The sequence below is a fragment of the Streptomyces sp. NPDC096176 genome (assembly GCF_044763255.1).
Lineage (GTDB): Bacteria > Actinomycetota > Actinomycetes > Streptomycetales > Streptomycetaceae > Streptomyces.
This window is the reverse complement of sequence record NZ_JBIWFV010000003.1, coordinates 359093-372942: the sequence shown is the minus strand read 5'-3', so window position 1 is coordinate 372942 and position 13850 is coordinate 359093. Positions and strand designations below refer to the sequence as shown.

10 protein-coding genes and 1 pseudogene are annotated in these 13850 nt (G+C 71.8%); 8 read left to right on the top strand and 3 right to left on the bottom strand.

The features are described from left to right. The first annotated feature begins 353 nt into the window (after window positions 1–353). The 3 genes from ACIQ7Q_RS10365 to ACIQ7Q_RS10355 all read left to right on the top strand — a co-directional run bounded on the left by ACIQ7Q_RS10365 (window position 354) and on the right by ACIQ7Q_RS10355 (window position 2419). Window positions 354–1271, top strand: coding sequence for a S1 family peptidase (locus tag ACIQ7Q_RS10365; protein ID WP_403858633.1), 918 nt, complete (start codon window positions 354–356; stop codon window positions 1269–1271). A 129-nt stretch (window positions 1272–1400) separates the two neighbouring features. Continuing rightward, window positions 1401–1634 (top strand): hypothetical protein, encoded by a 234-nt coding sequence (locus ACIQ7Q_RS10360; protein ID WP_403858631.1) that lies wholly within the window; start codon window positions 1401–1403, stop codon window positions 1632–1634. A gap of 353 nt (window positions 1635–1987) precedes the next feature. Next, window positions 1988–2419 carry a hypothetical protein gene (locus ACIQ7Q_RS10355; protein ID WP_403858629.1) on the top strand — a complete coding sequence of 144 codons (432 nt, stop codon included), beginning with the start codon at window positions 1988–1990 and terminating at the stop codon, window positions 2417–2419. Here ACIQ7Q_RS10355 and ACIQ7Q_RS10350 read toward each other — a convergent pair. Further along, window positions 2363–2875, bottom strand: a complete 513-nt coding sequence (locus ACIQ7Q_RS10350; RefSeq protein WP_403858627.1) for an ATP-binding protein — start codon at window positions 2873–2875, stop codon at window positions 2363–2365. The genes ACIQ7Q_RS10355 and ACIQ7Q_RS10350 overlap by 57 nt on opposite strands. 216 nt (window positions 2876–3091) lie before the next feature. Here ACIQ7Q_RS10350 and ACIQ7Q_RS10345 point away from each other — a divergent pair, with 216 nt between their 5' ends. The 3 genes from ACIQ7Q_RS10345 to ACIQ7Q_RS10335 are packed head-to-tail and all read left to right on the top strand — an operon-like array spanning window position 3092 to window position 7305. After that, window positions 3092–5479 (top strand): FHA domain-containing protein, encoded by a 2388-nt coding sequence (locus tag ACIQ7Q_RS10345; protein ID WP_403858625.1) that lies wholly within the window; start codon window positions 3092–3094, stop codon window positions 5477–5479. Between the two features lie 12 nt (window positions 5480–5491). Further along, window positions 5492–6271 carry a hypothetical protein gene (locus tag ACIQ7Q_RS10340; RefSeq protein WP_403858623.1) on the top strand — a complete coding sequence of 260 codons (780 nt, stop codon included), beginning with the start codon at window positions 5492–5494 and terminating at the stop codon, window positions 6269–6271. Beyond that, the gene (locus tag ACIQ7Q_RS10335) at window positions 6271–7305 is read left to right on the top strand and encodes a serine/threonine-protein kinase (protein WP_403858621.1); all 1035 of its coding nucleotides are present in this window, start codon (window positions 6271–6273) and stop codon (window positions 7303–7305) included. Before ACIQ7Q_RS10340 ends, ACIQ7Q_RS10335 begins: the two co-directional genes overlap by 1 nt. On the opposite strand, the gene ACIQ7Q_RS10330 is transcribed toward ACIQ7Q_RS10335, so the two are convergent. Continuing rightward, on the bottom strand, window positions 7299–8582 hold the full coding sequence (locus tag ACIQ7Q_RS10330; protein WP_403858619.1) for a streptophobe family protein: 1284 nt from the start codon (window positions 8580–8582) through the stop codon (window positions 7299–7301). The genes ACIQ7Q_RS10335 and ACIQ7Q_RS10330 overlap by 7 nt on opposite strands. Window positions 8583–8742: 160 nt before the next feature. Between ACIQ7Q_RS10330 and ACIQ7Q_RS10325 the strand changes: the two genes are divergently transcribed. Both ACIQ7Q_RS10325 and ACIQ7Q_RS10320 read left to right on the top strand, forming a co-directional pair. After that, window positions 8743–10014: a DUF6777 domain-containing protein gene (locus tag ACIQ7Q_RS10325; protein ID WP_403858617.1), complete on the top strand. Its 1272-nt coding sequence runs from the start codon at window positions 8743–8745 to the stop codon at window positions 10012–10014. A 283-nt stretch (window positions 10015–10297) separates the two neighbouring features. Then, window positions 10298–10765: pseudogene (locus tag ACIQ7Q_RS10320) on the top strand (hypothetical protein); the annotation flags it as partial. A 44-nt stretch (window positions 10766–10809) separates the two neighbouring features. Here ACIQ7Q_RS10320 and ACIQ7Q_RS10315 read toward each other — a convergent pair. Further along, a complete protein-coding gene (locus ACIQ7Q_RS10315; RefSeq protein ID WP_403858615.1) occupies window positions 10810–13839 on the bottom strand; it encodes an alpha-mannosidase in 3030 nt (1009 codons plus the stop codon). Between the last annotated feature and the right edge of the window lie 11 nt (window positions 13840–13850).

The following is a 13850-nucleotide window of genomic DNA, read 5'->3' as shown; positions in this document are numbered from 1 at the left end:
GCGACGGCGGCACCACCTCCGGCACACCGACTGACTGACGGCGTGTCAGCAAACGATCCGTCGAATTTGCTCCGCCGTCACCGACGACCTCCTCCACGCCGGGAGACGCCCACTGCGACCGGAGGCCACGCAGCGGAGATGACCGCCACCCCCGGCGCCCCGGCAGCCCTGCCCAATGGACGCGCGTAGAGCGGCCGAAAGGCGATCTTGTCGGGAAACGGGCCGGAGCCCAGGATTCGTTGCGCAGCGGTTGTCAGGATCATGACGCAGCACCTCGTGTCACGTTCCGGCAGCCGGCGCGTTTGACGGGCCCGACCACCCAGCGGGCCCCGGATCCCCCACCGGAGGATGTAGTGAACATCAAGCGCCTGTCACCCCTCAGCAACGTCTCGAGAGGCGCGCGGCTGATCGCCGTCGCTTCCGCACTCGTGGCCGCATCCGCGCTTGCAGTCCCGTCCGCCATGGCCGAACCGGCCGACTCCGCGCGGGCCACCACTGCCCAGCTCACCCAGGCGAGTGACGCCGTACTCGGAGCGGATGTGCCCGGCACCGCCTGGTACACCGACAAGGAGAGCGGCAAGCTCGTCGTCACGGCGGACTCGACCGTCTCGTCCGCCGAGATCGCCCAGATCAAGAAGGCGGCGGGCGACCGCGCCGGCGCCTTGGAGATCAAGCGCACGCCCGGCACCTTCAACAAGCTCATCGCGGGCGGCCAGGCCATCTACGCGGGCGGCGGACGCTGCTCGCTCGGGTTCAACGTCCGCAGCGGCAGCACCTACTACGCCCTGACGGCCGGTCACTGCACCAACATCGGCAGCACCTGGTACACCAACTCGTCGAACACGACGGTGCTCGGCACCAGGGCCGGTTCCAGCTTCCCGAACAACGACTACGGCATCATCCGCCACTCCAACGCGGCGGCAGCGGACGGCCGTGTCTACCTCTACAACGGCAGTTACCGCGACATCACCGGCGCCGGCAACGCGTACGTCGGCCAGTCCGTACAGCGCAGCGGCTCCACCACCGGCCTGCGGAGCGGTACCGTCACCGGCCTGAACGCGACCGTCAACTACGGCAACGGCGACATCGTCTACGGCATGATCCAGACCAACGTCTGCGCCGAGCCCGGCGACAGCGGCGGCGCGCTGTTCTCCGGTAGCACGGCCCTCGGCCTGACCTCCGGCGGCAGCGGCAACTGCTCCTCGGGCGGCACCACGTTCTTCCAGCCCGTCACCGAGGCGCTCAGCGCCTACGGCGTGAGCGTCTTCTAGTTCCCAAGGCGTCGAGCGGGCGGTCCGCCACCCCTGGGCGGGCCGCCGGCTTCGCTGTTGCCGCAGGCCCCTTGTCAGTGGCTCGGGAGATGCTTGACGACACGACACCTTGACGAGGGGAACAGCGAGATGAACGATCCCGAGCTCGCCGCCGCCCAGGCGTACGTGCGACTGCTGCAGACCACCAGGGCCGTGCTGGCGGATCCTCAGCGGGCGCCGCTCGCGGTCCCGCTGCTGGCCGGGCCGATGGCGGAGGCGGACGACGCACTGCGCGCTGTGGGCCTCGCGGGCAACGAGGCGGACTTCTTCCGGCTGCTCGCGACGGTGCACCCCGCGGAGCGGCAGGACCCAAGGGCGGCATGAAGTCCCGCGACCGTCGCCTGAGTACGCGTACTCAGGCGACGGTCCGACCGGTCCCTGACAATCGTCCTGCCCGCCGACGGCCACCGGAAACGGAGCAACTCGCCGTGCGACGACCGTCCTCGGCCAGGCCCGCGACGCCCGTCGGGCCCGAGACGGCCGGACACACCGTCGGGGTGACCGGGGACACGGCCGCCACCCCGCCACGCTCCTCGCTGTCGCGCTGACCGGCTGCGGTGTCGAGGCGCGCACCCCGTCATCGGTGAAGGCCAACTCCGCCGCGCCCTCCGCGCAGCAGGGCCGGACGGGGACGGAGAAGGCGACATCGGGGCAGCACGACCGGATGTTCAAGGGACGTGGCAGCACGTTGCCACGGTCGCCCGGCGGCAACGAGCCCCTCGCCGTCGCGGACCACGGAGGATGGCCCGCCGCCGGAGAACCCCACGTACGCGGAGAACCACGCCTTCAAGAAGCAGGTGCCGCTGGACGGCGCCGCCCAGTGCAGGGGGAGGGCGGCCCACGCGGACCGGATCGCCCGGGCACGTGACACCGCCAGAGGCTCCGCCGCACCGAGCGCCCGTCAGATGACCGGCGCGCTCGTCGAGCTCGGCTACCCCGAGGAGAATGTGCAGGTGTCCGAGTGGTCGGGCCAGGTGCACTTCACGGTGACGGTCCCGGAGACAGGCCCGTGCGTCACCGGAGACATCTTCGTGGGGAAGGACATCGACGTGTCACCGCACGGCTTCTACGTGGAGGGCGGGTGCGTCGAACCGGTCGGCGGGCACTGATTCCAGCGGAATCGGCCTGAACTCACGGACCGGCGGCTTGGTCACCTGCGGACCGCACAGGACGCGCTGGGTTTCCTTCACCCGGCGGCTGAACCAGATCACCTTGCCCTCGTCCGTCGCACACGTTCCCCAGCTGTCGCTGAGCATCGCGACCTTGGCGAGCCCGCCCTTGGTGGGTGACGAGGTGTGCAGCCTCGGCAGGGTGCGATCCAGGTCGGAGACGGACGCGTTGAGATGACGGCCCGTCCAGCGCAGCTCCACCACGCACGTCTTGTCGCCGTCGACATGATGGACGACATTGTCGACGAGTTCGTCGACAGCGCTGCAGACCGGTGTGACATGGGTATCGAGGCCCCAGTGCCGCAGATGCGCGGCGAGGATACGCCGTATCCGGGGAATGCGCTCTGGGGAGGCCGGCACTTCGATTCTGTAGTGGCAGGCAACCGGGACGTTCATGACCGTGGCTCCTCACCGCGACGGCCCGTCATTCGTATGCGGCCCCCGAGTACGAAGAGTGAGCCTGTGTCGCTTCTGGGTAAGCATCAGGGTGCCCCGGACATCCGTTTCCCGCAACACGCGGCATCGACTCGGCCCCTCCCCGTGCCAGTTGGGCGCGGCGGCCACGAGCCGCTCCCCCGGGCGGGAGGGTGCACACATCGCTAGAATTCGAACATGGCAGAGCGGTCCGGCACGCCGACCGCGCCCGAACTCGTCGTGGAGACCGACAGCGGCTTCACGGTGATCCATCCGACCCGGGCGTACCACGTCGGTCGTGACCCCCTGAGCGACATTGTCATCGACGACGCACGCGTCTCCTGGCACCATGCGGTGTTCCGCGCCGTCGCCGGCCGCTGGACCCTGGAGGACGAGGACAGTACCAACGGCACGTACGCCGAAGGCCGGCGGATCCGTGCGTGGGGCGTCTGCCCCGGTACGGAAATCCGGTTCGGGAGCGCCTCCGACGGCCCCCGTGCCGTGGTGACGGACCACGCCCCGCCGCCCCTCCCCTCGGAGCCCGCCCCGCCGCCTCTCCCGTCAGAGCCCGCCCCCGAGCGCCCGTCCGCCGTGTCGGTGCCCGCCGCGACCGGCGCCTTTCGCAGGCCGACCAGCGTGCGCCCGCTGCCCACCCGCACCCTGCGCATCGGAAGGGCGCCCGACAACGAGCTGATCGTCGACGACCTGGTCGTCTCGCGCCGTCATGCCGAGCTGCGCTCGCTCCCCGACGGCACGTACGAGATCGTCGACCTCGACAGCCACAACGGCACCTACCTCAACGGCCGGCCCGTCGACCGGGCTCCGGTGTCGCCCGGCGACATCGTCGGCATCGGCCACTCGGCGTTCGCTCTGGTCGGCGGCCAGCTGCAGGAGTTCGTGGACACCGGCGAGGTCTGCCTGGACGTGCAGGGGCTGGCGGTGTCGGTGGACCACGGGCGCAGGACACTTCTCGACCACGTCTCGTTCCCCGTCGGCGAAAAATGCCTGCTCGCGGTGGTCGGCCCGAGCGGGGCGGGCAAGTCCACACTGCTGAACGCGCTCACCGGGCTGCGCCCCGCCGAGCACGGCACGGTCCTCTACGACGGCCGCGATCTGTACCGCGACTACGCGGAGCTGCGCCGGCGCATCGGGCTGGTACCGCAGGACGACATCCTGCACGCTCAGCTGACCGTGCGCCGCGCCCTCGGCTACGCGGCCGAGCTGCGCTTCCCCCAGGACACCGCGCGGGCGGAACGGGACGCCCGGGTGGCCGAGGTGATCCGCGAACTCGGCCTCGAACAGCGCGCCGGCCAACCGATCCACAGCCTCTCCGGCGGCCAGCGCAAGCGGGTCAGCGTGGCGCTGGAGCTGCTGACGAAGCCGTCCCTGCTCTTCCTCGACGAGCCGACGTCCGGCCTCGACCCCGGCATGGACCGGTCGGTCATGCATATGCTCCGCGGCCTGGCCGACGACGGGCGCACGGTCGTCGTGGTCACCCACAGCGTGCTCAGCCTCGACGTCTGCGACCGGCTGCTGGTCCTCGCGCCGGGCGGCAGGATCGCCTACTACGGGCCGCCCGACGAGGCTCTCGGCTTCTTCGGGTTCGCTCAGTGGCCGGAGGCGTTCGAGGCCTTCGAGAACGACCGGGAACGCGATTGGGCGGGGGCGTACCGCGAGTCCCGCTTCAACCGGCGGTACATCGTGGGTGCCACGGCGCAGCCGCGTCGGGCGGAGGACGCGGCCGTGGGGCCGGTGCCGGAGCCGCCGAAGACGCAGAGCTGGGGTGCCCAGCTGCGCACGCTGGTGCGGCGGTACTCGGCCGCGCTCGGCGCCGACCGGACGTTCCTCGTCATCATGATCGCGCTGCCGTTCGTGATGGGGGCCATGGCCCGCGCACTGGCCGGCAGCCGGCTCGACCGGGGAACGGCGCTCAACACCCTGCTCATCCTCTGCGTCGGCGGCGTGCTCACGGGAGCGGCGAACGCGGTACGCGAACTGGTCAAGGAACGGGCCATCTACCAGCGTGAACGCGCCGTCGGTCTGTCCAGATCCGCGTATCTGATGTCCAAGGTCGTGGTCCTGGGCACGATCACGGTGCTGCAGGCGGTCGTACTGACCCTGGTCGCCCTGGTCGGCGTCGACCTCGACGCGCCGAGCGGCAAGGGTGTGCTGCTGCCGCCGCTCCTCGAGATCACGGCGGCCGTCGCGCTGCTGGCGTTCACGGCGATGATGCTGGGCCTGCTGATCTCCGCCGTGGTGCGCAAGGAGGAGGTCACCATGCCGCTGCTGGTGCTCCTCGCCATCGTGCAGGTGGTCTTCTGCGGCGCCCTGCTCGAGCTGGACGGCGTGGTGGTCGTCGAGCAGCTGGCGTGGCTGGTCCCGTCCCGGTGGGCGCTCGGCGCGATGGCGGGCACGATCGACCTCGGACGCATCGTCCCCGGCAAGTTGACCGCCGATCCGCTCTTCGAGCACGCGGCGGGGGTGTGGCTGCTCGACATGGGGATGCTGGTGGTGCTGTCGGTCGTGTTCGGATACCTGGTGGCCCGGCTGCTGCGTCGGCACGAGCCCGCCATCATGCGGAAGTAGGCGCCGACCGCCATGACCACCCGGGACTTCCGCGCCACACATGTCGTGCCGCAGTCGGGCATGCCCTCCTGGGAGTCGCCGGACGTGTCCAGGCCGACGACCCCGCTCGACCCGCTGCTGCCGGTCCTGCTGGCCGAGCGGCGCGGCGAGTGGGGACAGATCGTGTGCGCGAACGGCTGGTCCGCGTGGGTCGACGCGCGCCTGCTCGTCCCCGTACCCCAGGAGCCGCCCGCCGCGGGCCGGCCCGTGGCCCGTACGGCGGATCCACGGCCGCTGCTGGCCCGGGTCGGCGAGACCCTGACGCGCTACCGGCGTGCCGCGGAGGACCTGGCGGACGGGCTGTCCGACGGGGAGACCTTCCGCGACCGGACGCGGGGACTGCGGGTGGGACTGGTGGTGGACGGCGAGTCGGTGTGGCTCTACGACGGCGAGCACGAGCGCTGGGCGTACTGCGACGGGCTCCGGCTCACCACGTACGCGACCTCGTCCGGCCCTGCCTCGCGACCGGAAGCTCCGGCCGATGGGCCGGAGCCTGCGCGATCGCCCTCGGCCACCGCCGGATCTCCCGAAGCGACGCAGGCCGTCGGCAGGCCCGACGGGCCCGTTGGCGGCCGGCGTCCGGTGCGGGACGCCGGCTCGGCGGACAGGCCGAGGCACGAACTCACGGAGGTCGTGGACCCGGAGGGCGCTCAGCCCGCGGGACCGGGCCCCGGGACGGACGACGAACCTCCCGAAGCGCCGCGGGTCGTCAAGCGGGCCGAGGAGCCGCCCGCCCGTGGCGGTGACCGCTGATGCAGGGGGGCGGGCCGTCCGAGCTGGTCGGCAGGGAGGTGGCGAGCTACCGGCTGGAGCGCGAGATCGGCCGCGGTGGCATGGCGGTGGTCTACCGCGCGAGGGACCTGCGTCTCGACCGCACCGTCGCCCTCAAGCTGCTGGCTCCCGAACTGGCCCGCAACGACACGTTCCGCAGGCGCTTCACGCACGAGTCACGGGTGGCCGCGTCCATCGACCATCCGCACATCGTGCCCATCTTCGAGGCGGGAGAGACGGACGGCCTTCTCTACATCGCCATGCGCTACGTCGCGGGGCAGGACCTGCGGGTGCTGCTCGACCGCATGGGCCCGTTGCCCGCCACGACGGCGGGCCGTATCGCCTCCCAGGTGGCGTCCGCGCTGGACGCCGCGCACGCCCGCGACCTGGTGCACCGGGACGTCAAACCGGGGAACATCCTGATCGCGGAGGGCATCGACAGCGACCATCCCGAGCACGCCTATCTGACGGACTTCGGTCTGACGAAGAAGTCCCTGTCGCTGAGCGGGTTCACGACCGTTGGCCAGTTCGTCGGCACGCTGGACTATGTGGCACCCGAGCAGATCTCCGGGCGCCCGGTGGACGGCCGGTGCGACGTCTACAGCCTCGGATGCGTCGTCTACGAGACCCTGAGCGGCGGCCCGCCGTTCCGGCGCGACGACGACATGGCCCTGTTGTGGGCGCACCAGTACGACGCCCCACCGCCGCTGACCGAACACCGGCCCGACCTTCCCGGCGCGGTCGACGGCGTCCTGGCGAAGGCCCTCGCCAAGAGCCCCGAGGACCGCTTCGGCTCGTGCGGCGCGTTCGTGGCCGCGTTGCGTGCGGGCCTGCGTGGGGCGGCGGCCGGTGGGGGGACGGACGAGGTCGGCCGTCCGGCCACGGTGGTGGCGGGGCGTGGCGCAACGCCGCCCGACGACGCCGGCCCTGTGCCCGAGCCGCCGCGCTGGGCACTGCCCGTGCTCACCGGTCCGGCGCGCCCGCGTCAGCAAGAAGGGCCGAACGGCCGTCACTGACGAGGCGCGGCGACCTCGCCGCGCCGGTGGACCCGCGAGGCGAGGAGACCACCGAGGAATCCGGTGACGAGTCCCCATGCGGCCGCGAGACCCAGGGCCGTCCAGAGGTGTGGTCGCAGTGCCACTTCCCCGGCCAGGTCGCCGCCGAGGTCCCCGATGCCCAGCAGCGACAGGCCGTAATGCGCGAAGAGCCGCACGAGCAGACAGATGGTCAGCACCGTGAGCACGAGGGCGACGGCCATGTGCAGGGCGTGCTCCCAGGGCCGCACACGGGCCGGCGACCGGACCGCCATCAGGAACGCCGCTGCCGACAGGAGCACCGCGGCGACCGGAAGAAGCCACCAGGCGCGCCCGTCGCGTTCGGCGAGGGCCGAGATATTGAGGGTGGCCATGTCGCCGGTGCGGAGCACTTCGTCGAGGATCCTCGGCATGGGAAGCCCGAAGGGCCCCTCGACCTTGCCGTCCCAGGTGGCGCCGAGGCCGAGGGTGAGCGCGAGCCAGACAAGATTCGGCAGGCCCAGCAAGAGCACGGCGAAGGTCTCCGCGGTGCGCTCGCGGGTCAGCGCGACGACGACGCCGATCACCGCCCCGATCGCCACGTAGGTGAGCAGCAGCGTCACCATGGCGAATGCGGCGGGGCGCACGCTCTCCTGGAAGGGCAGCAGCCGTGCGGGGAGTGGGGCGCCGCGGGAGACGAGGACGGCCAGGGCGAGAACGGCGGCCAGCCAGAGCAGCCCGAACAGGACGGTGAGCGGCAGGTCGGTGCGGAAGCCGACGCGGGGGGTGATGTCCAGCAGGTCCTCGATGAGGCCGCCGGTCGGGTCCTCGACGGGGATGTCGAAGGTGTGGCGGGCGAGGGCCGCGAGGCCGAGGAGGGCGAGCACCCACAGCACGGCCAATCGGGCGGCCCAACCGACCAGTTCCCCGGCGGAGGCGACGGCGCGGTGCCGCAGCGGCCGCAGGAAGCCGGCGGCGATCGTCAGGGCTCCGACGAGCGTCACGGAGAGCGGCAGGGCGGTGATTCCGGCGCTCGTCTCCGCGATCGCTCCGGCGTCTCCGGCGACCTCCACGGATCCGAAGGCCGCCATCACGACGACGGCCGCGACAACCGGCAGGAATCCGCCGTCCGGCAGGTCCGCCGCGCCGGCCGCCCACAGTCCGAGGGCGGCGGTGACGATCATGGTCACAAGGCCGGCGAGCACCGCGCCGAGCGCGTGGGGCCAGCCGTGGGCCGGGCGCCTCGCTCCGTGCGGGCGGTTCGATGCCTGATGACTCACGCTGCCACGCTATGCACGGCCGGTGAGCCCCGCCCCTCGGGTGGGGCCGACCGCGTCGGCTTGCGACCGGCGCGGAGACCAGGCACACAATAGGCACGGTAAGCCCTAAAGCGGGAGAACTTCCCCTCTTCCGCCTTCCTACGTCCGGGAAGAAGAGCCCGTGAGTGCCGAACCGCCGTCCTCCGGACGCCCGACAGGTCCGCCCTCGGGCCCGCTCTCGGGTCCTTCGCAACCTGGTTCCGCGCCGCCGCCCCCGCCCGGTGGTCCGTCGGACGGCGCGTCAGGGGGCGGGCTCGGACCGCCGAGCGGCCCGGGCGGCAGGGGCGGGGCGGGGCCCGGCGGGCCGGAGGGACCCGGGCGCCCCTGGTGGCGCTCGGCCCCGAGGATCGCGGCGATCGCCGCGGTGCTGGTGGCGGCCGTGGTTCTGGCCGTCGTACTGACCCGCCCCGACGGCGGCGGGCCCGGTGGCACTGGCGGTGGCGGTGGCGAGGTCTTCCTCCAGGCCGCGGGTTCGACCGGGCCCGATCCCTTCACGGAGTCGACGGCGAAGGACAGTTCTCCGCCTGCGTCGACGCCCACGGCCGCACCGAGCGGGTCGCCGAATCCCCCGAACGTCACCCGTAGCGTGAGGGGTTCGACGCCGGGCCTGTACGGGGGCACCCGCAGGACGGCCAGCTGCGACGTGGAGAAGCAGATCAAGGCCTTGTCCTCCGAGCCCGCGACGAACCGGGCCTTCGCCCGGGTCCAGAAGATCGAGCCGCCCCGGGTTCCCGCGTATCTGCGCTCCCTGACACCGGTGCAGCTCAGGATGGACACGAGGGTGACCAACCACGGCCTCAAGGACGGCGAGCCGACCGCCTACCAAGCAGTGCTCCAGGCGGGCACCGCGGTGCTGGTCGACGACCGCGGCGTGCCGAGGGTGCGCTGTGCCTGCGGCAATCCGCTGCTGCCGCCCGTGGCGCAGAAGGAGACGCCGCGCACCACTGGCGACGCGTGGCCCGGTTACCGTGCCTCGAATGTCGTCGTCGTGGCGCCGGCGGCCCGGCCCGTCGAGGAGTTCGTCCTCCGTGCCGACGATGGGTGGATCAAACGCCCGGCGGGGGACACGGGTTCCCGTGACAAGGAGACGAGGCCTCCTTCCCGGGAGCCGTCGCCCTCCCAGGACGTGTCGCCGTCCGACGGCAGTACGCCGCCGCCTTCAGAGCCGCCCGCCTCCGAGCCCCCGCCCGCCCCGCCGTCCGAGTCGGTGCCGGCGCCCGGCGAGCCGTCAGAGCCGGTCACCCCGCCGTCCGAACCTGCACCCGACACCGGCGTCGGCTCCCCCGACGGACCGGCCCCGGAGGAGGCGCCGCAGTCGCCGTCCGACATGAGCGGCGACGCCCCGCGCCTCTCCGACCCGGCACGGCCCCTCCTCGGCACGGTGCTCGTCTAGGCTCTTTCGTTTGCATCGTGCCGGGCTCGCGTGCCGTGGCACCTCGCCGCGTTGTCGTCGGTCGGCATGGCTCCTCCCCCACCAGACCCTCCCCTACGCCCCTCGGACGTGGGGCCCCTCACTGATCCGGCCAGACGAAAGACCCGAGGCCCGGTCCGGGGCCGTGCGCGCAAACATGGTCACCGGTCCTCCGGGTCGGCCGGCCACAGCCCGAGGACCACGAGAAACGACAGCACCAGGAACCCGGTGCCCCACCAGGCGGTGCCCGTGTCCCCTTGCATCCGGTACGGGCACCGGCGGCGTCGCCCTGTCGGGCTTCTTCACCCCGCGCATCCACCAACGCGGGGAGAACCTGCCGTTCATCGCCGTCGCCGTGGCGCTCGCCGTCATGGTGGTCGTCACCGCCTGGGCCCTCGCCGTCGTCGCGGTCTTCGCCATCGTCGTGGCCTTCGACCCACCGCTGTTCTGGATCGGCACCATCGCCTTCCTCGCGATGGCGGCCGGCCTGGGCACCGCGAGCGGCGCCATCTTCCTTTCCAGAGTCACGCCGCAGGCGCAGGTCGGCAGCGTCACCGGCATCGTCGGCGCGATGGGTGGACTCGGCGGCTTCCTGCCGCCCCTGATCATGGGCGCCGTCTACAGCACGAAGGGGTCGTACGCGATCGGGCTGATGCTCCTGTCCGACCTGGCGCTCGCAGGATGCGTCTATGCCTACCTGCGGATGCGCACGGCGGGCAGGAGCCCCGTCTGAGGGGACGTCCAGGCCGGACACCCGCAGAGCGGCCGCCGCCTCCGTCAGGACGCGCGGACCAGCCGCAGGGTGACCAGCTCGAACGGGCGCAGGGTCACATCGATGGAACCACCGTGCGGTTCGGGCTGTGCCACGTCCGTGAGAGGGCGCTCCAGCAGGTCCGTCGCGGCCACCGCACCGGCGGGGAAGCCCGGGACCACCCGGGCCCGCGCCCGGCCGCCTGTGGATTCGTAGAGGCGCACCACCACGTCGCCGCTCCCGTCGTCGGCGAGCTTCACCGCGCTGACGACCACCGCGTCGTTGTCGACCGTGACCAGCGGTGCGACATCCGTGTCGCCGCCGACGCGGCGCTCGGGCAGGTTGATGCGGTAGCCCTCCCGCACCGCGTCGCCGATCGAGGCGCCGGGCACGAGAGCGTGGCGGAAGCGGTGAACGCCCTGGTCGGTCTCCGGGTCGGGGAATCGCGGGGCGCGCAGCAGGGACACCCGCAGGGTCGTCGTGGTGCCGGAGTCAGCCGCCCGTACGGTGCGTGTGACGTCATGCCCGTAGGTCGAGTCGTTGACGAGGGCGACGCCCCAGCCGGGCTCCTCCATGTGGACGAAGCGGTGGTTGCAGGCCTCGAACTTGGCCGCTTCCCAGCTGGTGTTGGTGTGGGTGGCCCGGTGGAAGTGGCCGAACTGGGTCTCCGAGGCGTACCGCTCGGCGTGGATGTCCAGCGGGAAGGACGCCTTGAGGAACTTCTCCGTCTCGTGCCAGTCGACCTCGGTGTCGATGTCGAGGCGCTTGGCGCCGGCGGGGAGGGTGAGCACCTGGGTGACCCTCGAGTCTCCGAAGCTGCGCACCACGCGCACCGCGGCGGAAGCCGAGCCGGCGACGGTGACCTCGTCGGCGTCGGTGAGGTCGGTGACGGTGTTGCGGTAGAACTCGTCGACGTCCCAGGCGTCCCACATGTTGGGGAAGTCGGGATGGATCTGGAGCAGGTTGGCGGCCCGGCCGGGGGCGACGGTCTCGCGTTCCGCGCCGATGTCGTACACCGAGACGACCAGGCCGCGGGCGTCGATCTCGACCTGGAGCAGGCCGTTGTCGAGGACGAAGCCGCCGGCCGCACGCTCGGTCAGCTGGGCACTGCCGCCGGGGGCGGCGACGGCCGCGGCCCCGGCCGCCACGCCGTGACGCTCGTGCGGGGCGGAGTTGAACACCAGCTCGCCGCCGGAGGCGGGGGCACCGGCGAGGGCGCGCTGGGCGGCGTCGATGATCTCGTTCAGTTCGGCGGCCACGGCCGCGTAGGTCTTCTCGGCCTCGCGGTGCACCCATGCGATGGAGGAGCCGGGCAGGATGTCGTGGAACTGGTGCAGCAGCACCGTCTTCCAGATCCGGTCCAACTGCTGGTACGGGTAGTCGGCCCCGGTCCGTACGGCGGCGGTCGCCGCCCACAGTTCGGCCTCGCGCAGCAGGTGCTCGCTGCGCCGGTTGCCCTGCTTGGTCTTCGCCTGGCTGGTGAGGGTCGCGCGGTGCAGCTCCAGGTAGAGCTCGCCGACCCACACGGGAGGATTCGGGTATTCGGCCTGCGCCTTGGTGAAGAACTCCCCCGGGGTCTCCCACTTCACGGTCGCGGAGCCCTCGAGGTCCCGGAGGCGCGCCGCCTTGGCGACCATCTCGCGGGTCGTGCCGCCGCCGCCGTCGCCCCAGCCGGTGGGGGCGAGCGAGTGCCTGGCGACGCCCTTGTCCTTGAAGTTCTTCGCCGCGTGGGCGATCTCGCTTCCCTTCATGGAGCAGTTGTAGGTGTCGACGGGCGGGAAGTGGGTGAAGATCCGGGTGCCGTCGATGCCTTCCCACTGGAAGGTGTGGTGGGGGAACTTGTTCGTCTGCGACCACGAGATCTTCTGTGTCAGAAGCCACTTGGAGCCGGCGGCCTTGATGATCTGCGGCAGCCCTGCGGCGAACCCGAAGGTGTCGGGCAGCCATGCCTCGTCGTTCTCGATGCCGAATTCCTCAAGGAAGAACCGCTTTCCGTGGACGAACTGACGGGCCATCGCCTCCGAGCCGGGCATGTTGGTGTCGGACTCGACCCACATGCCGCCCGACGGCACGAACCTGCCGTCCGTGACCGCCTTCTTCACCTTGGCCCAGACCTCGGGCCGGTGGTCCTTGATCCAGGCGAACTGCTGGGCCTGGGACATCGCGAAGACGAAGTCGGGTTCGTCCTCCAGCAGGGCCGTCATGTTGGAGGTGGTACGGGCGACCTTGCGCACGGTTTCGCGCAGCGGCCACAGCCAGGCCGAGTCGATGTGGGCGTGGCCGACGGCGCTGATGCGGTGCGCGGAGGGCTGTGCGGGGGTGGCGAGGACCTTGGCGAGCTGGGCGCGGGCGGCGGCGGCTGTGCCGTTGACGTCCTGCAGGTCGACGTGGTCGAGGGCCCGGCCGACGGCGCGCAGGATGTCGTGGCGGCGGGCGCCGTCGGCGGGCAGTTCGTGCATCAGCTCGCCGAGCACCTCCAGGTCGAGGACGAGCTGCCACACGGTCTCGTCGAAGACGGCGAGATCCATGCGGGTGAGCTTGTACTGCGGGTCGCTGCCCGCGGTCGCCCTGTCGCCGAGTCGCGTCGGCACGAAGGGGTGGTAGTCGAGGATCACGGGGTTGGACGCCGCCTCGATGTGCAGCCGTACCTCTTCACCCCCTGCCGCCGGTGCGCCGATGCGGACCCACTGGTTGCGCGGGTTGAGGCCCTTCACCGGGGTGCCGTCGGGGCGGTACACGAGGCCTTCGCACTGGAAGCCGGGCATGTTCTCGTCGAAGCCGAGGTCGAGGAGCGCCTCGACCGTCCGGCCCGCCCACTCGTGGGGCACCGTGCCGGTGACGGTGAACCAGCTGGTGCCCCACGGGGCACCCCACATGTCGCCCACCGCGACCGGCTCCGGCACGGCGGCGAGTCCCTCGGCGACCGGTACGGGCTCGCCGGGTGCGTTCCACACGGCGACGTCGAGCGGCACGGACTCGGGATACACGGCGGGTCGGATGCGTTCGTCGAGGACACGCTTGAGGCGGGCTTCGACGAGGGTGCGGTCGTCATGCATGAGGGGCACTC

Coding starts and splice junctions, on each gene's coding strand:
- ACIQ7Q_RS10360 (WP_403858631.1), top strand. CDS start 1,401: ATGAACGATCCCGAGCTCGCCGCCGCCCAGGCGTACGTGCGACTGCTG.
- ACIQ7Q_RS10350 (WP_403858627.1), bottom strand. CDS start 2,875: ATGAACGTCCCGGTTGCCTGCCACTACAGAATCGAAGTGCCGGCCTCC.
- ACIQ7Q_RS10345 (WP_403858625.1), top strand. CDS start 3,092: ATGGCAGAGCGGTCCGGCACGCCGACCGCGCCCGAACTCGTCGTGGAG.
- ACIQ7Q_RS10340 (WP_403858623.1), top strand. CDS start 5,492: ATGACCACCCGGGACTTCCGCGCCACACATGTCGTGCCGCAGTCGGGC.
- ACIQ7Q_RS10335 (WP_403858621.1), top strand. CDS start 6,271: ATGCAGGGGGGCGGGCCGTCCGAGCTGGTCGGCAGGGAGGTGGCGAGC.
- ACIQ7Q_RS10315 (WP_403858615.1), bottom strand. CDS start 13,839: ATGCATGACGACCGCACCCTCGTCGAAGCCCGCCTCAAGCGTGTCCTC.